This window comes from Bradyrhizobium sp. SZCCHNGR1005, from assembly GCF_032489995.1.
Lineage (GTDB): Bacteria > Pseudomonadota > Alphaproteobacteria > Rhizobiales > Xanthobacteraceae > Bradyrhizobium.
In genome coordinates, this window is record NZ_JAUEZC010000007.1 from 250582 (window position 1) to 268368 (window position 17787).

Here is a 17787-nt window from a genome sequence, read left to right on the forward strand (position 1 = left end):
CCGCATAGGCGCTTGCGATATGGATGAGACGGAGCAGGATCAGTCGGCGCAGGCCGGAGACGGACAGGCGATCTATTTCGACGGACTGTCGAACCGACGGCAGACGGTCACGGTCGTCCTTGCCAACCAGCTCGTGCTGCGCAGCGCCGACAATTTCGTCTCATGGCCGTATCCGGATATCCGGCGGGTCGATGCGCCGAGCGGCATTCTGCGCGTGAGCTGCCTGTCGGCGTCGCCGCTCGCGCGCCTGGAGATTCGCGACCCTGCGCTCGCGTCCGGGATTGTGGCGCGCTGCAGCCGGCTCGACGAGAACAGGCTGACCTCCGGCGCGATCGCGCGGATCATCGGCTGGTCGCTGGCGGCTGCGGCGTCCATCGTCGTGATGGTTCTCTTCGTCGTGCCCTTTGCCGCCGATCGCCTCACGCCGTTGGTGCCGCAGGCGATGGAGCGGCACCTCGGCGAAGCCGCCGAGGTTCAGCTGCAGGCCGTCTTCGGCAACAAGATGTGCCGAGCCGCCGCCGGGCAGGCCGCGTTCGCCAAGCTGGTCGAGGCGCTCCGTGGTCCGGCCGGGCTTGATGCGGACCTAGCGGCACAGGTTCTAGACACGCCGATCCCAAATGCGTTCGCGCTTCCCGGCGGCCGCTTCTTCCTCCTGAGCGGCCTGTTGGCCAAGGCGAATGACCCCGACGAGATCGCCGGCGTTCTGGCGCATGAGCTCGGGCATCTCAAACATCGCGACAATCTGCGGCAGGCGATTCACAATGGCGGCAGCTCGTTCCTGATCGGGCTGTTGTTCGGCGACATCACCGGCGCGGGCGCGGTGATCTTCGCCTCGCGCACGATCGTCACGGCTTCCTATTCGCGCGAAGCCGAGCACGATGCCGACAGTTTCGCGATCGAGGTGATGCACAAGCTGGGACGTCCGGCCGCGCCGATGGGCGAGTTGATGTTCCGTGTCACCGGCAAGGAGGGCGACAAACAGCCGTCGCTGCTCGCAAGTCATCCGCTGACCGAAGACCGGCTCGCGCGCATGCGCGCCGAAGACCAGCCGCCGAGCGGCCCGCCGCTGCTGACTGTGGAGGAGTGGAGTGCGCTGAAGGGGATTTGCAGGTAGTTGTCGAGTCGTATTGGTGATATGCTCTGGTAGACAAATACTCAACGTCGTCCCGGCGAACGCCGGGACCCATAATCACTGAGCACAGTTGTTTTCGGCGAGCGTTGCGCAGTTTGCCTGCTTGCAGCGCCGCGGCGTATGGGTCCCGGCGTTCGCCGGGACGACTGCGGAGTTTGGCTCTGCGCCAAGGCTCCCACGGCGAGCATATCCGTCAATCCGCCAGGTGGTTCACCTGCTTCACCCAGGCGCGGACGTCGGTCAGCACCTCCGGCAGCACGGCCTTGACCTCGGCGAACGTCATGCCCGCCTTGATGCGGGGATCGTACAGCACATTGAGGATGTACTGGTCGTAGACGTCGAAATAGCCCATCGAGACATTGTCGTTGAACATGGTCCACGGCACGCTCGATGTATCGTTGATCGGGCCGAGCGACTGCAACAGCTCTTCATAGGCGCAATCGAGGAAGACGAAATCGCCGTTGTCCACGGTCAGGATCACGTCGGAATGCTCGATCTCGAAGGCATCGTTCTTGTGGAAGCCGGAGAGGCATTGCGGATCGAGCGAGGTCTTGATCTCGCGCGCCCGTTCGCTGCCATAGTCCTGGCTGATGGTGCGGTAGAGATCGCGGTCGCGCACCAGCTTGACCCGGACATTGGCATCCTCGCCGTTGTCGGTCATCGCAATGTCGAGATGCTGGACCCGTTTGCCGATGTCGCTGACGACCCTGGCGAGCTGCGTCTTGCGATCGGCGCGGTGGCCGTCCGCGAACACGCGCACCGGCGCGTTGTATTTTCTGATGCGATCGACCCGCCCGGCCAGATGGTATTCGGCTCCGAACGCGGTCTTGAAAAAGCCCTCGATGATCTCGGCATCGGTGAAGGTCTTCTTCTCGATCCGCTGCCGCGAGACAATAGCCGGAATGTCCCCGGTCGCCGCGGGGGCGGCCGTGACCGGGACAAGGAGGATGGCGAGCGCTGCCGTCCGAAACATCCACCAGTTTCGGCCGCGCCTCGGCGCGGCACTTCGGCTTTGACCCATGTGTTAGTTCTTGACGATCACCGTGGCGCCGACCGAGACCCGATTGTAGAGGTCGGTGACGTCCTCATTGGTCATCCGGAAGCAGCCTGAGGACACCGCCTGGCCGATGGTTTCCGGTTCGTTGGAGCCGTGGATCCGGTACAGCGTCGATCCCAGATAGAGCGCGCGGGCGCCCAGCGGATTTTCGATGCCCCCGCGCATGTGGCGCGGCAGGTCCGGCCGGCGCCGCAGCATCTGGGAGGGCGGAGTCCAATCCGGCCATTCCTTCTTGGCCGTGATGCGGTGCACACCGCCCCAGCGGAAGCCGTCGCGGCCCACGCCAATGCCATAGCGCAGTGCCTGGCCGCTCGACAGCACGAGATAGAGCCGGCGCTCGGCGGTGTTTATCACGATGGTGCCGGGCGCGTAGTTGGTCGGGTACATCACGGTTTCGCGCGGGATCGGGCTGGCTCCGCTCTGGTAATAGTTCGGCCCGCTGCCGAACAACTCGCGCGTGTCGAAGAATTCCGCCCGGGCCAAGCCGCTGCTGGCGAGCAGCGTCGCCCCGGCCATCGTGACAGCCGCAATCGCCATACCCAATGAACGCGTCATTTCAATCCCCCGGCAAGCTATCGAATTATGCGAAAAGACAGGCCACAACCGGCCGTTTTTCGCAACCCACGGACCCGTGACAAACGGCGTTTCGCTGGCCGCCGTAACCTAAATTCCACGTCCCGAGCATGCGCGATCGGATCTTCCAACAAAGGCGTTAGCCAATCCTTTGCGTTGTTCGTGGTGCCATGGCTGCAATGCAGCTCTGCCCTTTGACTGAGCCGGCGAACAATGATTGATCTCAAATTCCTTGTGGTAAAGCGCGGTGTGAACGGAGCGGATGATGAACGGTGCGGAAAGTCTGGTGCGGACCCTGGTCGCCGGCGGTGTTGACGTCTGCTTCACCAATCCCGGCACCTCGGAGATGCATTTCGTCGCCGCGCTGGACCGGGTCGAAGGCATGCGCTGCGTGCTCGGCCTGTTCGAGGGCGTGGTGACCGGCGCCGCCGACGGCTATTTCCGCATGAAGGGCACCCCGGCCTCGACGCTGCTGCATCTCGGGCCCGGCCTCGCCAACGGCCTTGCCAACCTGCACAACGCCAAGAAGGCGCGCTCCGGTATCGTCAACATCGTCGGCCAGCACGCGACCTACCACATCGGCTTCAACGCGCCGCTCACCTCGGACATCGAAGGGCTGGCGCGGCCGATGTCGGACTGGGTGCGGACCTCGCCGAGCGCCAAGGCGGTGGCGGCGGACGGCGCTGCGGCAATTGCTGCTGCGAAGAGCGCGCCGCCGCAGATCGCGACCCTGATCCTGCCGGCCGATACCGCCTGGAACGAAGCCGATGGCATCGCGACGGTCCCGGCTGAGACCCAGCGTCCGAGCTATTCGGCTGACGCGGTCGAGAAGGCGGCCAAGATCCTGCACGCTCATGGTCCGGAGACGCTGGTGCTGATGACCGCCAGTGCGCTGACCGAGCAGGGGCTTGCCTTCGCGCAGCGGATCGCCGGCAAGACCGGCTGCCGCGTCATGGGCCAGACCTATCATCCACGGATGGCGCGCGGCGCCAGCCGCTTCTCGATCGACCGCATCCCTTACGTGATCGAACAGGCGCTGCCGATCCTGAAGAACTACAAGCATATCGTGCTGGTCGATGCCAACGATCCCGTCGCCTTCTTCGCCTATCCGAACAAGCCGAGCATGTTGAAGGCCGAGGGCACCGAGGTGCACCGGATGACGGCGTGGGGCGAGAATTCCGTCGCCGCGCTGGAAGCGCTGGCCGGCCATCTCGGCGCCAAGGCTTCCGATGTGCAGCCGCAGAAGCTCGCCGAGCTGGTCAAGCCGACCGGCGCGCTGAACCACACCACGATCGCGCAGGCGATCGCTTACGCGATCCCGGAGAACGCGATCGTCGTCGATGAGTCCATCACCACGGGCCGCGGCTTCTTCCCGCCGACCGCGGCCGCCGCCCCGCACGACTGGCTGCAGAACATGGGCGGCTCGATCGGATTCTCGACGCCCGTTGCGACCGGCGCGGCAGTTGCCTGTCCCGACCGCAAGGTGATGTGCCTGGTCGGCGACGGCAGCGCCATGTACACGATCCAGTCGCTGTGGACCCAGGCGCGCGAGAACCTGAACGTCGTGACCGTCGTGTTCGCCAACCGCATCTATCAGATCCTGCGCGGCGAGTTCGATGGCGTCGGCGCCGGCGAGCCGGGGCAGCGCGCCCAGGACATGCTCAAGATCGACCGGCCGACGCTGGATTTCGTCGCCATGGCCAAGGGCATGGGCGTCCCCGGCCGCGCGGTCACGACCGCCGACGAGTTCAACAAGGCGCTGGCCGAGGCGAACGCGGAAGCCGGGCCGCGCCTGATCGAAGTGCAGATGTAACCCCGCTCGCCCCGCGCGTGGCGGCCGCAAAACGGCCGCCGGTTGATGGCAGCGTCATGACCTCATTATGCGGTTGGCGACTCAGGCCGATTGCGTGTTGTTGGTGACGTCTCCATCCTTTGCTTCTTGGGCAGCATGCACAGTGAATTGAACCGATTGATCTCCGCGCTGCAGGAGTTCTATGCGCGCGAGCGCTTCATTCTTGACCGCGACGTCGGCGAACGCGCGCTGACGCATCGGTTCGCGGTGCATCTGGAGCGCAACTTCCTCGGCTGGGACATCGACTGCGACTACAACCGGCTCGGCGAACGCAGGATGATCCTGCCGCGCGGCAGCATCGTCTCGACCGACGATACGCTCGGCAAGTCCATCTATCCCGACATTGTCGTGCACCGGCGCGCCGTTCCGGAAAACCTGCTGGCGATCGAGGTCCGCAAGGCAAGCAATCACCAGCCGATCGAACATGATCGCCACAAGCTGATGGCGCTGACCGACCCGCATCTCTGGTTCGCCTATTGGATCGGGGTGCTGCTGGTGCTGGATCGGACCGGGGTGAGGGGCGCGGAAGTCTTTGCCGGCGCGCGGCTGGATCAACAGATGACGGCTTGGCTTGCCGTCCGCCTCGTGCATATGGGCCTGCTCGCATCCTGAGCGATGGAGCCGAGGCCCGGCCGCTCGACCTGAGCAAACAGACGGTCGCCCAGCGCTCGGGCGCGGACAAGATCGACGCGCGTCAGCAAACAGGGGGCTTGCGGGTTGTGGCATCCCGCAATGAGCTGCCGCGCTTCGCCTCGGACAGCGCGGCAGATCGATGGCCGCTCCGGCAACGGAGCGGCCGGGCGTCTCGAAATGCTTACTGCTTCATCGTGTCGCTGGACGACTTGGTCGACTTCTTCGATTTCTTCTTGGTCTTGCTCATCTTCATGCCGTCGCCCTTGCTCATGGTGTCGCCGCTCTGGGCTGTAGGAGCGGTAGAGCCGCCGGCCTTGTCCTGGGCGAAAGCGGTAGACGACATCAAGGCAACTGCGGCCGTGGCGATGATCAGTTTGCGCATTGCGAAAAAACCTCCATGGGGTTTGGAACCGGCGCACCATAACGGAACTTGCGCCGCGTCGTTCCGTCGCAGGGATCAGTTATTCGTGAGAGTTCCGCCATCCAAAAGCCGCTTTACGCCCTCGCCGCGCGGGAACTGCGCTGGTTCTGTGGCGATTGTCTCGCGTGCAGATACCCATGCGCAGACGAGGAGGCGGACATGGACTGGCAAACGGCAATGATCGCCCACGAGCCGCCGCACGACATGCAGGAAGATGATTTCGGCTACGCCGCTGGCTGGACCATCAGCGGCCTGGCGACGCTCGGCACCATCGTCGCGGTCTGGCTGTTCGCGATCTGATCGAGCATTCAGCACACTGACCAAGCGAAGCGATCGCGGCCACGGCGGATGCCAGAGGCGAGCGAGTGAGGAGCCGCGCGAACGGCTTGAGGTCGGCCAGGCACCGCACCCATATTGGTTGCGGGTAGGATCAGAAGGAGGCCGTCATGCTGATTTGCGATCCGAGACATTTCGCTGCCGCCTTGCTGATAGCCACGCTGCCTATGGGATTTGCCTCCGCCGCCGGGCCCGGCGGTGGCGCGACGTCCGGCGGAATAGGCGCCGGCGTGGGTGCAGGAGGCACGGGAAGTGCCGCCGTCGGAGGCGGAGCACCGACGGGAGCCGTTGGGGGCGGCATCGGTCGGGTGGGGGGCGGATCACCGGGTTCAAGCAATCCAGCCGGTAATGGATCAGCCGGAACAGGAAACCCCAGCACGAATGCCCGCGGACTCGTCGGAAGTGGTACCAATGCGTCATCGGGAGTCACGACCCCCGCGACCAGGAGCGGCACCATCGGTGGTTTGGGTGGTGCTACGGGCGTCGCGCCCGCACCCGCCGACTTGCGTGGCGGCGCCTCGCCGGCCGCATCGAACCCAGAAGGTGCATCAGCAGCAAATAAGACGGTGCCAGAAGCCGTCCACGGTGCGGCGGAGGAGCAGATGCAAGTATCGTCCACTGGACTGTCTCGGCCGGGACCAGACGGATCGACGATCACAGTTCCCGCGCGGCCGTGCGGCCTCGCCGCTCACGAAACGGACGGAACGACAACCTGCATCGGAATTCCGGTTCCGAAGAGAAGCCGCCGATGACTGGCACTGCTGCCGTCGGCTGATCATGGCGTCGATCGCGGTGCTTCGCGGCCGGCGCGCCGCATGGTTGCCGGTGGCCGAGAACGGCGTTGCGCGATCGCCTTATCCCTGGAGTTCGTCTTCCAGCGTCAGCTGCATGAAGACAAGATCGAGCCACTTGTCGAACTTTCGACCAACCGATCGAAGCTGGCCAGCCGTGGAAAAACCGAGCCGTGCATGCAGCTGCAAGGACGGCTCGTTCGTCGCTTCGATCCCGGCGACCATGACGTGCTTGTTCATGGTGCGTGCGCGCGAGACCAGTTCGCTCACCAGCGCATAGCCGACACCAAGTCGTCGTGCGGCGCGATCGACATAAACGGAGTGCTCGACAGTGTGGCGATAGCCGTCCCACGGCCTGAAGGCACCGAACGACGCATAGCCCAGTAACCTGGAACGATCTGAAGCGACCAAGACCGGATAGCCGCTCTGTCTGCGCTCGGCCAGCCAGGCCATCCGCGCCTCAAGATCGGAAGGCCGATCATTCCAGATCGCCGTCGTATGCAGCACCGCATCGTTGTAGATCGATAGGATGGAAGCCGCATCAGCTTCTGTCGCGTCGCGGATTTGCAGTTCATCTATCGGCATCGGCGGCCTCTCGGGATCGACATCCGACTATTGCATCTCTGAGAAGCGCTCAGCAATTCTCAAAGCAGCACCGCGCGAATTCTCATATATTGACCGATCGTCAGCTCCGGTTGGTACATGCGTTGCTCTTGGAGAGGACGGTCGCACGATCGGCAATGAGCCAAATTTTGCGGCTATGTCATCGATACCCACAGGAGCTACAAATGAATTATCCTCTCACGACGCGCCGCGGCGCGCTCGTCGGCGCAGTTGCGGTCGCCGCAACCTCGACGCTTGCTGCTGATAAGGCAGCGGCATCGGGAGTCGGCGGGATCAACGCTGTTCCGCCGCTCGCGGCGCACTGGAATGAGCTCGACCTCGTTGAGATCCTGTCGCGGCCGGCGGCCTACATGTCTGTGAGCCAGAACAAGTCCGTGTACGATCCCGGCGGCGTGCAAGCATCTGAAGGTCACCGCGAACGCGGAAGCCTCGAAGCAACCGTCAAGGTTGTCAACGCGGCGCGAAAGGTGAAAAATTTCGTGTCGTTCAACTGGATCGGCTATGAGGTGTTTCGCGGGAATTATCCGCAATCGGACTTCGATCGCGTGCAATATGCGAGCTGGACCAAGGGGTTGAATTTCAGTTCGGAAATGAAACGGCGAGACAATGAACTCGTCGGGGAATTGCGGGCGCTGGTTCGGCCTGGCGACAATGAGTTCAACGAGCTTGCGCTTCAGACGGCTTTCGCCGGAACGCAATTGCCGCTGGAGCTTGCGCGCAAGCGCATCCAGACGATCGTGCTTACCGGCATTCACCTTGACTGGTGTATCGAGGGAAATGCGCGCGCGGCGCGCGACGCGGGTTACCTTCCGATCGTCATCGGCGACGCCTGCGGTTGCCAGAAGCCCGAACAGGAGGCGGCTGCCATGCAGCGCATCAACAACTTCTTCGCGCCGGTTATCTCCGCGGACCGGTTCGTGGAACTTCTTTCCCAGCGGGCCTAGGATCGATCCGAAGCGTCGCCGCTGGGCGACGCTTCGGAGGGCGCGCTGATGACAGAAGAACTGGACAAAGCGATCGGGACTCGCCTCAAGCAGCTGCGAGTGAAGGCAGGTCTCAGCCTGAACGAACTCGCAGCCCGGTCAGGCGTCAGCCGTGCCATGATCGGGCGAATAGAACGTGCGGAGAGCAGTGCAACGGCGGCACTTCTCGGAAAACTGTGTGCGGCACTCGACGTCACGTTGAGCGCGGTGATCGGCCTTTCGGATCGGCCTCCCGAACGTCTCACCCGGAAGGCGGATCAACCGGTCTGGCGGGATCCGGAAACCGGATATCGTCGCCGTCATGCATCCGCGCTCGATGCGGCCAGCGGCATCGAGATCATCAGTGTCGAGCTGCCTGAAGGGCAGCGCGTGTCCTATAGTCCTTGGGGCAGGCGCGCCTACACGCAGCAACTGCTTCTGCTCGAAGGTCGATTGACGGTCTTCGTCGGAGAAAAGCGCTTTGACCTCGACGAGGGAGACTGTCTCGATTTCGACGTCATGCGACCTGTCGCGTTCGAGAATGCCGGCCACGTGCCGGCAAACTACATCGTGATCGTCAGGCATTCCTAGGCAAGTTGGGCGCATCTGTTCGTCATTTGACGCCCAGGAACGTGACGTGCAGTTCGGCCCTCTCTCAGGGCTCACAGCAAATTTAATGCTTCGGGCGCCCGGCTTGCCGGCGAAACTGCTCAAGTTGCGCTTCCAACAGCGCTTCCGTCGCGGCCCGAGCTTTTGGATCACTATCAATCAGGCTGAAATGGAGCTCGGCTCTTTGAGCAACACGCTCCCATATCTTACTTACGCGATCGAACGGTGGGTCGATCCGCCTCAGCATCATCTCAGATTCGCAGTCGTCCATGTCTTGGGACGTGAACTCGGTGGAGCCATTGGCCCAATGGTTCATCGTAAGTACCCAGAAATCGATCAACTCGGTATCTGGCAGAAGTTGGAACCGTCTCCCTCGCTTCGTGTAACCTTGGACTTTTTCGAGACGTTCATGCTTCAGCAGAGCTTCTAGCTCGTCGCGCCGGTCAATCACTATGCATTCCTTAAAGCATAAAGGCGGTATTAATATGTGAATCGCCTATCTGGTTACCGCATTCGCAGTATAGTTTCCAGCCTAGGTTGAGCGTTTTTGCTGCGGCGTCTTTCTCCCTCCTTGTCGAGAGAGCCGCGCCTGGCGCGCCAGTACCGCACGGGCAGCCACGTAGGCTGTCCGTCGGGGATCGAGCCCGTTGCTTCGTCAATTCTTCCGGCAAGCCTGCTGCAAAATCCGCTTCAGTGCTTCCGCGATCTCTTCCTGCTCGCTTCAGGTCGCGCGCATCGAGCGCATGTAGGAAGAGACCCGCAAGTTCGTCGCCGAGCAGCATAAGCGCGCGCGATGCCGCTCTCGCGAAGCCGGAACGCGTGCAGCGATGACGGCATGGGCTCGGTGGCGATCATGTCGAGGCAGTCGACATCGTCTGCCGCATCACGGGGGTTCACTTGCCGCTGCTCGTTCCGCGAGCCCGATGGCCGGTCCGCAGCTGAAAAGGATCGCGCGTGGTCGGAGAATGGTGGGCGCACAAGGGATCGAACCTTGGACCTCTCCCGTGTGAAGGGAACGCTCTCCCGCTGAGCTATGCGCCCGGATTTCGATGGCGGGGCGGCGATGAAGCCGGCCAGCACCCGAAGCAGTCCGTCGGAGGCTGCGATTTACGAAGTGCAGGCTACCGGTGTCAAGGTTTGCACGGTCTTTCGAGGCGGAATTCCTCGGGTCAAGCCGCAAGAATCGAGCAAGTCGGCCGCATGCGTGTCGCAGGGCGCTAGCTAGCCCCGATCTGGCGGGCGCGCGAGGCGTGGGCCTGCAGGGCGCGGATGCGCTCGGCCAGGGTGCCGCCCTGGATGCCATTCGGGCCGGTGGCGGCCGTGCCGCTCGCATTGCCGTTGGCGGGATGGGGCGGCGCCGGCTCGGCCTCCAGCATCGCCTCGATGGCCGAGTTCGGCCCCTCCAGCTGCATGGCGAGCTTGGCGACCTCCGCGGCGATGTCGTTGATCCGCTCGCGCAACAGGGCGTTCTCCATCCGCTCCTGGGCCCAGGTGCTCTCCGCCTGCTGCTGGATCGTGTTCATCTCGCGCTGCAGCTTGGCGCGTTCGTCGCGGGCGATCCGGAGCTGCTCTTCCAGCGCCGCCTTCTCGCCCTTAAGCTTCTCCACGGCCGAGGATTTGCCGCCGGAGAAGCCAGCGAGCTCCTCGCGCAGCTCCTGCATGCTGCGCTCGGCGGCCGCGTTGGCCTGGCGGAGCTGATTGGTCTCGAAATCGCGCTCGGCCAATAGCTTGCCCTGCGTTGCCAGCCGCGTCTCCAGGTCGGCGGCCCGGCCCGCCAGCATCTCGGCCTCCTTGACCTGAACGATGAGCTGGCGATCGAGGTCGGTGACGCGCTGGCTGAGATTTTCGACCCGGCCGCGCGCGTCGGTCAGCTCGCGCGAGGTCGCCTCCTGCTCGCCGCGCTCCTGCGTCAGCCGCGCCTGCGTCGCGGCAAGGTCGGTCCCGGCCTCGCCGACCCGTGCCTTCAGCTCCTCGATCTGGGTCCGCACCGTGACCAGCTCGATCTGGCGGCTGTCTGCCAGCATGGCCCGGTCGTTCAGTTCGGTTGAGAGGCGGGTGAGTTCACTCTGCTTGTTCTTCAGGGCCTGCTCGGCGGCGCGCAAGCCATCGGCCTTGGCGATCACTTCCTCCTCGGTGGCGCGGAGCTGGTCCTTCAGCGCCTTCTCCCGGGCTTCGAGCGCAAAGATCGTGGCGTTCTTCTCGCCGAGTTCGATCTTCATGCGGTTGATCGCATCGGTCTTCTTGCCGAGTTCGGCAAGCTGGTTGGTGGTCTTGCTTTTGAGGGTCTCGAGGCTGAGCTCAAGCCGCCGCGCCGACATGGCGAATTCGGCGCGGAGCTGGTCCTTATCGGCCTGGATCTCGGCCATCGACAGCGGTGTGGCGGCCTCGAGGCGGCGCGTGGTCAGCCGCACCGCCCGGCTGTGCACCAGGGGCACCAGCATCAAGGCGCACAGCATCGCGACCAGAAAACCGATCGCGAAATAAATGATCGGCTCGACCATGACACGCAACTCCAGGCCAGCTCGCGTAGCGGAGTTGGCGTTCGCAACCCGCTCGCCGCGAGTCCTGATGCGAACGTTACGACCGAAACGTCACGAGCATTACGTTCGCTCGTGGTTCTCTGGTGCCGACATCCGCAAAAGTAGTTCCCAGACGGGATACGTATGTCAGCCTCAAAACCACGAGGCTTGATAGAATCACATTGCCACGCCAGCAGGGGCTAACGCCAGCATGTCGCCGCGCCAATGTCGATCCGTCAGTGCAAAATGTGTCTGATCGGTATCAGAACGGGTTCCAGGTCGGACTCGGAGTGTATTTGAGATAGCCGACATTGGCCCCGAGCCTCAGGCCGATACCGGAGCGGATCGGCACCAGCACGATGTTGTTGGCGGTGAGCGCGGTCATGCCGAAGCCGCCGACGATATAGGCCGAGCCGTCGATGCCGACGAAGCGCTGATAGATCGCGCTGGTCGCGGGCAGGTTATAGACCAGCGTCATCGTGCGCGCGCCGTCGCCGCCCCAGTCGAAGCCGACCGAGGGGCCCTGCCAATAGACACGCAGGTCGCCGGCGTTCTTGGTGTAGAGCGTGCCCTCGCCGTAGCGCAGGCCGGCCACGAACGCGCCCGAGCCTTCTTCGCCGAGCACGTAGCCGTTCGGCAGCCCCCATTGGCTGACCGCGCGCTCGATCACCGAGGCGAGGCCGCGCGAGACGTTGCCGAAGAAGTGATGGCCGGCGGTGACCAACTCGTCAGGTCCGTAATTGTCCGGCCCGGGCGCGCGCTGTGGCGGTGGCGCGCTCGGGGGGGGCGGCGCCTGCTGCGCACTCGCCGGCAGAGCCAGCGCGAGACAGGCCGCAAGCGTCGCGGCAACAACGCGGGAAACGAAGCTCATGAAAGGATCCCCTGCAATCGAATGTCCGACCGTCGCTTAACCTGACGCCAACCACCCGCGAGCGATGATCAGAGAAGGGCATGGCCCCCTTCGACTAGCATCTTATCGGCACCAACTATGACCGGACAACGGCAACAACGAAACCTCGGAGGGGCAACGTCGCGGTTTTGCCTGGGAATAGTCGCGATTCTGTTTCTGGCGGCTGCCTCCGCCGCCGTCGTCGGAGCCCGGGCCGCCACCACCGAACGCGTCATCACCAACCGCTTCAGTGGGCTTGCCATCGACGGCTACGACCCGGTGGCCTATTTCGTCAATGGTAAGCCGATGCAGGGCCTGCAGGAGTTCGAGGCCTGGCAGGGCGGGGTGGTCTGGCGCTTCCACAATGAAGGCAACCGGGCGTCCTTCCTGGCCCATCCGGAAATCTATGGCCCGCAATTCGGCGGCTATGACCCGACCGATGTCGCCCGCGGCGTCACCGTCGCTGGTAATCCGCGGCTCTGGCTCGTGGCCGATCAGCGGCTGTTCCTGTTCAGCCGCGAAGACAATCGCGACAGCTTCGCGGCCGATCCCGACCGCTATTTACGCCAGGCCGCCGAGCGCTGGCCGGCGCTCATGCAGGATCTTCCGGAATAGGAACGGCGCAATCGCTTCAGGCTGCCGGCGTGACGGCGGCCGGATCTCCCCAGGCGATGAACGCGGGGATGATGAAGCCCTCGCGCCCTTCGCCGAAGCGCAAGGGGGCGCCGGTTGCGGTGGTGACCGCGCCGCCGGCCGCAGTCACCACCGCATGGCCCGCGGCCACGTCCCATTCGGAGGTCGGCGCCAGTCGCGGATAGATGTCGACCGTCCCTTCTGCGAGCCGTCCGAATTTCACCGCCGAGCCGAGCGGCAGCTTGACCGCTCCGGGGCGGCTTTCAATGAACGCCTCGGTCCGGGGATCCCCATGCGACCTGCTGACGGCCGCAACCCAGCGGTCGCCGGCTTTCGGCAAGGGACGCGTGTGGATCGGCGTTGGCGGCCCGATCCGATCATCCTCGAACGTCAGCCGCTCAGCGCCACGGCCGACCAGTCCCCGCCACAGCAATCCCAGCGCCGGTGCGCAGACAATCCCGAGCAGGGGGGTGGCCGCTGTGACCAGCGCGAGATTGACGGTGAACTCGCTGCGGCCGGCGACGAACTCCTTGGTGCCGTCGAGCGGATCGACCAGGAAGAAGCTGCCGCGAAATGGGCTAGCTGCCGCGCTGGCCCGTTCTTCCGACAGGGTCGGAATTTCAGGCGCAATCCGCGCAAGACCCTTGGCGATCACCCGGTCGGCGGCAAGGTCAGCTTCCGTGACCGGAGAGCCGTCCGTTTTTTCGGTGACCGCCATCGCCCGGCGGTTGACGGCGAGAATGGCCTCCCCGGCCTCCACGACCAGCTGGGTCAGTGGCTCCATCAGCGCCGCGGCAGCCTCGAGGTCGACGATGGGTTCTTTAGCTGCCCCGGGGGTCATGGCGATTTCGTCCTCTGGAATGACACGAGCAGGCGACACAGGATTGGCGAGGGCCCGCGTTCTGCCATGTGTCACGATTTCGGGTCTTCGCGCGAGTCTTGCGCGGCCGGTATTCGATTGTTCGGGTGTGAAAGCGATGTGGGAGCGCAACGTCTGCCCGCAAAAACCTATACGCGGTTTTGCGGATCGGTCCTAAGCTCAGGTGGCCGTTCATGCGCTCGCAGTGTATCAAGCCTGAAAGGCTCCATGATTCGTCCGGTTTTTTCAGGAACTTCGAATGTCAAGCACATCGTCTCCCGCTCCTGCGTCTCAGAATCCTGCCCCCGATACGCTCGAACTGGCAGCATTGCTCTGCTCCAAGGTGTGCCACGATCTGATCAGTCCGGTCGGCGCCATCGTCAATGGGCTCGAGGTTCTCGACGACAATCCGAAACCTGAGGATCGCGATTTCGCGCTCGAGCTGATCCGCAAGAGCGCCAAGACGGCGTCGGCCCGGCTGCAGTTCTGCCGGCTTGCCTTCGGCGCGGCGGGCTCCTCCGGCGCGCAAATCGATCTCGGCGATGCCCAGACCATGGCGCGCGGCCAGATCGAGGATGCCAAGACCTCGATCGTCTGGAATCTGCCGCGGCTGCTGCTGCCGAAGAACAGGGTCAAGCTGCTGCTCAACATGATGGTCATTGCGCAGCAGACGATTCCGCGCGGCGGCGTCCTGACCGTCGATCCGGTCGGAGAAGGCGAAGCCATCAGCTTCCGCGTGTCCGCCACCGGCCTCAACGCCCGTCTGCCGCAGAACATCGTCAATCTTCTCGGCGCAACTCATGAGGGGGCGATCGATGCGCATGCGGTGCAGCCTTATTATACGCGTCTGCTGGCGGAAGCTTGCGGGCTGAAGGTGACGCTGGTGGCCGAAGGCGAGGCGATGGTGGTTTCCGCCTCTTGATGTCCGAAGCCGCGCGCGGCCTCGCGTGCGTTATGGTTAATCAAAGCTTGCGACGGTTCTCCGGCGATCGTTGAATCGGCGGAGGCATCTTATCTCTTTGTTGAGCCCATTCATTTCCGCTTACTCAACCAATATTAAACGGTTTGCATCGAAACTGGCCACGGTTTGAAGGCGCGTCATGTCGCGTGCCGCTGCGTGCGAAGGCCTGGTTTCATGGATGATCTGTTGCGTGAGTTTTTGACGGAGACCAGCGAAAGCCTGGACACTGTCGACAATCAGCTGGTGCGGTTCGAGCAGGAGCCGAACAACGCCAAGATCCTGGATAACATTTTCCGTTTGGTGCACACGATCAAGGGGACCTGCGGCTTCCTCGGCCTGCCGCGGCTGGAAGCGCTGGCGCACGCCGCCGAGACCTTGATGGGCAAGTTCCGCGACGGCATGCCGGTGACCGGCGAGGCCGTGACCTTGATCCTGACCACGATCGACCGGATCAAGGACATTCTGGGACAGCTCGAGGCGACCGAGGCCGAGCCCGAAGGCGCCGATCGCGACCTCATCGATGAGCTCGAGGCGATGGTCGAGCGCGGCATGGCGGCCATGGCGGCGGGCGGAGCGCCAGCCGAGGCGGCGGCACCCGAACCGGCGGTTGCGAAGGGCACGCTGATCGATCAGACCTTGGAGCGGCCGCTGCGTCCGGGCGAAGTCTCGCTCGACGAATTGGAGCGCGCCTTCCGCGAGACCGCGATCGAAGTGCCGGCCGCGCATGAGCAGGCGAAGCCCGCCGCCCCGGCACCCGCCGGCAAGACCGAGGCCGCCAAGGCCGAGCCGAAGAAGGACGCCAAGCCCTCGCGGCTCAGCAAGGCCGCCGCCGAAACCGAGGTTCAGGAGAGCGACAAGGTCGCCAACCAGTCGATCCGCGTCAATGTCGACACGCTCGAACATCTGATGACGATGGTCTCCGAGCTGGTCCTGACCCGCAACCAATTGCTCGAGATCGCCCGCCGCAACGAGGACACCGAGTTCAAGGTGCCGCTGCAGCGGCTGTCCAACGTCACCGCCGAGCTGCAGGAAGGCGTCATGAAGACGCGCATGCAGCCGATCGGCAATGCCTGGCAGAAGCTGCCGCGCATCGTGCGCGACCTCGCCACCGAGCTCGGCAAGCAGATCGAGCTCGAGATGCACGGCGCCGACACCGAGCTCGACCGCCAGGTGCTCGACCTGATCAAGGATCCGCTCACCCACATGGTGCGCAACTCCGCCGACCATGGCCTGGAGACCACCGCCGAGCGTGCCGCCGCGGGCAAGCCGGAGCAGGGCACGATCCGCCTCTCCGCCTATCATGAAGGCGGCCACATCATCATCTGCATCGCCGACAATGGCCGCGGGCTCAACACCGAGCGGATCAAGGCCAAGGCGCTCGGCAACGGCCTCGTCAGCGAGGCCGAGCTCGAGAAGATGACGGAAGCCCAGATCCACAAATTCATCTTCGAGCCGGGCTTCTCGACCGCCGCCGCCATCACCTCGGTGTCGGGCCGCGGCGTCGGCATGGACGTGGTGCGCACCAATATCGACCAGATCGGCGGCACCATCGACATCAAGTCGGTGGCCGGCGAGGGCACCTCGGTCACCATCAAGATCCCGCTGACGCTCGCGATCGTCTCGGCGCTGATCGTCGAGGCCGGCGGCGACCGTTTCGCGATCCCGCAATTGGCGGTGGTCGAACTGGTGCGGGCGCGCGCCAATTCCGAGCACCGCATCGAGCGCATCAAGGACACCGCGGTCTTGCGCCTGCGCAACAAGCTGCTGCCCTTGATGCACCTGAAGAAGCTGCTGCGGATCGACGACGGCTCGTCCTCGGATCCGGAGAACGGCTTCATCGTGGTGACCCAGGTCGGCAGCCAGACCTTCGGCATCGTGGTCGACGGCGTGTTCCACACCGAGGAGATCGTGGTCAAGCCGATGTCGACCAAGCTGCGCCACATCGACATGTTCTCCGGCAACACCATCCTCGGCGACGGCGCCGTGATCATGATCATCGATCCGAACGGCATTGCGAAAGCGCTCGGCGCCGCCGGCTCGGCCTCGCAAGGCGTCGCCGACGAGCATGCGCTGCATCACGCCACCACCGGCGAGCAGCTCACCTCGCTGTTGGTGTTCCGCGCCGGCACGGCGCAGCCCAAGGCGGTGCCGCTGGCGCTGGTCACGCGCCTGGAAGAGATCGCGGCCGACAAGATCGAGATCAGTAACGGCCGCTACATGGTGCAGTACCGCGATCAGCTGATGCCGCTGGTGCAGATGGAGGGCGTCTCGGTCCAGACCTCGGGCTCGCAGCCGATCCTGGTGTTCGCCGACGAGACCCGCGCCATGGGCCTCGTGGTCGACGAGATCATCGACATCGTCGAGGAGCGCCTCCACATCCAGGTCTCCGGCTCCCGCGACGGCATTCTCGGCTCCGCGGTGATCAAGGGCCAGGCCACCGAAGTGATCGACGTCGGCCACTTCCTGCCGATGGCGTTCGCCGACTGGTTCATCCGCAAGGAGATGGCGACCGAGGCGCAGACGCAGTCGGTGCTCTTGGTCGACGACTCGCCGTTCTTCCGCAACATGCTGGCGCCGGTGCTGAAGTCGGCGGGCTACAAGGTGCGCACCGCAAGCTCGGCGATCGAGGGGCTGGCGGCGCTGCGCTCGGGCCAGAGCTACAACATCGTCGTGACCGACATCGAGATGCCGGAGATGAACGGCTTCGAGTTCGCCGAGACCATCCGCGCCGATCAGCACCTGCACCATCTGCCTGTGATCGCGGTGTCCTCGCTGGTGTCGCCGGCGGCGATCGAGCGCGGCCGCCAGGCCGGGTTCTACGACTACATCGCCAAGTTCGACCGTCCGGGGCTGATCGCGGCGCTGAAGGAACAGGTCGAAGAGCAGGCCCGCGCCGAAGCCGCCAAGCAGGCCGCCTAACCGCAGCCGTTTCAGGA

The 17787-nt window shown here is 64.3% G+C and carries 17 protein-coding genes and 1 tRNA gene; 9 read left to right on the plus strand and 9 right to left on the minus strand.

The features are described from left to right. Window positions 1–19: 19 nt before the first annotated feature. Window positions 20–1114, plus strand: a complete 1095-nt coding sequence (locus QXZ85_RS26815; protein WP_316168347.1) for a M48 family metallopeptidase — start codon at window positions 20–22, stop codon at window positions 1112–1114. Between the two features lie 211 nt (window positions 1115–1325). On the opposite strand, the gene QXZ85_RS26820 is transcribed toward QXZ85_RS26815, so the two are convergent. Continuing rightward, window positions 1326–2105 carry a DUF2927 domain-containing protein gene (locus QXZ85_RS26820; protein ID WP_315701338.1) on the minus strand — a complete coding sequence of 260 codons (780 nt, stop codon included), beginning with the start codon at window positions 2103–2105 and terminating at the stop codon, window positions 1326–1328. A 51-nt stretch (window positions 2106–2156) separates the two neighbouring features. Next, complete coding sequence (locus QXZ85_RS26825; RefSeq protein ID WP_315701337.1) at window positions 2157–2744, minus strand: L,D-transpeptidase; 588 nt, start codon at window positions 2742–2744, stop codon at window positions 2157–2159. 283 nt (window positions 2745–3027) lie between these two features. Between QXZ85_RS26825 and QXZ85_RS26830 the strand changes: the two genes are divergently transcribed. Continuing rightward, window positions 3028–4575, plus strand: coding sequence for an acetolactate synthase large subunit (locus tag QXZ85_RS26830; RefSeq protein WP_316175186.1), 1548 nt, complete (start codon window positions 3028–3030; stop codon window positions 4573–4575). A 135-nt stretch (window positions 4576–4710) separates the two neighbouring features. Then, complete coding sequence (locus QXZ85_RS26835; protein WP_315701335.1) at window positions 4711–5226, plus strand: hypothetical protein; 516 nt, start codon at window positions 4711–4713, stop codon at window positions 5224–5226. 202 nt (window positions 5227–5428) lie between these two features. On the opposite strand, the gene QXZ85_RS26840 is transcribed toward QXZ85_RS26835, so the two are convergent. Further along, window positions 5429–5629, minus strand: coding sequence for a hypothetical protein (locus QXZ85_RS26840; protein ID WP_315701334.1), 201 nt, complete (start codon window positions 5627–5629; stop codon window positions 5429–5431). A 198-nt stretch (window positions 5630–5827) separates the two neighbouring features. Between QXZ85_RS26840 and QXZ85_RS26845 the strand changes: the two genes are divergently transcribed. After that, window positions 5828–5968 (plus strand): hypothetical protein, encoded by a 141-nt coding sequence (locus QXZ85_RS26845; protein ID WP_315701333.1) that lies wholly within the window; start codon window positions 5828–5830, stop codon window positions 5966–5968. 890 nt (window positions 5969–6858) lie between these two features. Here the strand turns inward: QXZ85_RS26845 and QXZ85_RS26850 are convergent. Beyond that, entirely contained in the window at window positions 6859–7380 is a 522-nt protein-coding gene (locus QXZ85_RS26850; RefSeq protein ID WP_315767174.1) for a GNAT family N-acetyltransferase, read from the minus strand. 155 nt (window positions 7381–7535) lie between these two features. Here QXZ85_RS26850 and QXZ85_RS26855 point away from each other — a divergent pair, with 155 nt between their 5' ends. Both QXZ85_RS26855 and QXZ85_RS26860 read left to right on the plus strand, forming a co-directional pair. Further along, a complete protein-coding gene (locus tag QXZ85_RS26855) occupies window positions 7536–8363 on the plus strand; it encodes a cysteine hydrolase (RefSeq protein ID WP_315701330.1) in 828 nt (275 codons plus the stop codon). A gap of 48 nt (window positions 8364–8411) precedes the next feature. Beyond that, a complete protein-coding gene (locus QXZ85_RS26860; RefSeq protein WP_409977732.1) occupies window positions 8412–8972 on the plus strand; it encodes a helix-turn-helix domain-containing protein in 561 nt (186 codons plus the stop codon). Window positions 8973–9054: 82 nt separating this feature from the next. On the opposite strand, the gene QXZ85_RS26865 is transcribed toward QXZ85_RS26860, so the two are convergent. From QXZ85_RS26865 to QXZ85_RS26880, 4 genes are all read right to left on the minus strand, one after another. Next, complete coding sequence (locus QXZ85_RS26865; RefSeq protein WP_315701329.1) at window positions 9055–9441, minus strand: hypothetical protein; 387 nt, start codon at window positions 9439–9441, stop codon at window positions 9055–9057. A 515-nt stretch (window positions 9442–9956) separates the two neighbouring features. Next, window positions 9957–10031, minus strand: a tRNA-Val gene (locus QXZ85_RS26870). Window positions 10032–10207: 176 nt separating this feature from the next. Then, complete coding sequence (locus QXZ85_RS26875; RefSeq protein ID WP_316171579.1) at window positions 10208–11491, minus strand: hypothetical protein; 1284 nt, start codon at window positions 11489–11491, stop codon at window positions 10208–10210. Window positions 11492–11771: 280 nt separating this feature from the next. Then, complete coding sequence (locus QXZ85_RS26880; RefSeq protein ID WP_315701270.1) at window positions 11772–12380, minus strand: DUF1134 domain-containing protein; 609 nt, start codon at window positions 12378–12380, stop codon at window positions 11772–11774. Between the two features lie 117 nt (window positions 12381–12497). On the opposite strand from QXZ85_RS26880, the gene QXZ85_RS26885 reads away from it, so the two are divergent. Then, entirely contained in the window at window positions 12498–13013 is a 516-nt protein-coding gene (locus tag QXZ85_RS26885) for a YHS domain-containing (seleno)protein (protein WP_315701269.1), read from the plus strand. 16 nt (window positions 13014–13029) lie between these two features. Here QXZ85_RS26885 and cysQ read toward each other — a convergent pair whose 3' ends face one another. Next, window positions 13030–13872, minus strand: a complete 843-nt coding sequence (cysQ, locus tag QXZ85_RS26890; protein WP_316175189.1) for a 3'(2'),5'-bisphosphate nucleotidase CysQ — start codon at window positions 13870–13872, stop codon at window positions 13030–13032. Window positions 13873–14149: 277 nt separating this feature from the next. Between cysQ and chpT the strand changes: the two genes are divergently transcribed. Next, window positions 14150–14812 (plus strand): histidine phosphotransferase ChpT, encoded by a 663-nt coding sequence (gene chpT, locus QXZ85_RS26895; protein WP_316175191.1) that lies wholly within the window; start codon window positions 14150–14152, stop codon window positions 14810–14812. Between the two features lie 213 nt (window positions 14813–15025). Continuing rightward, window positions 15026–17770 (plus strand): hybrid sensor histidine kinase/response regulator, encoded by a 2745-nt coding sequence (locus QXZ85_RS26900; protein ID WP_316190343.1) that lies wholly within the window; start codon window positions 15026–15028, stop codon window positions 17768–17770. The last annotated feature ends 17 nt before the right edge of the window (window positions 17771–17787 follow it).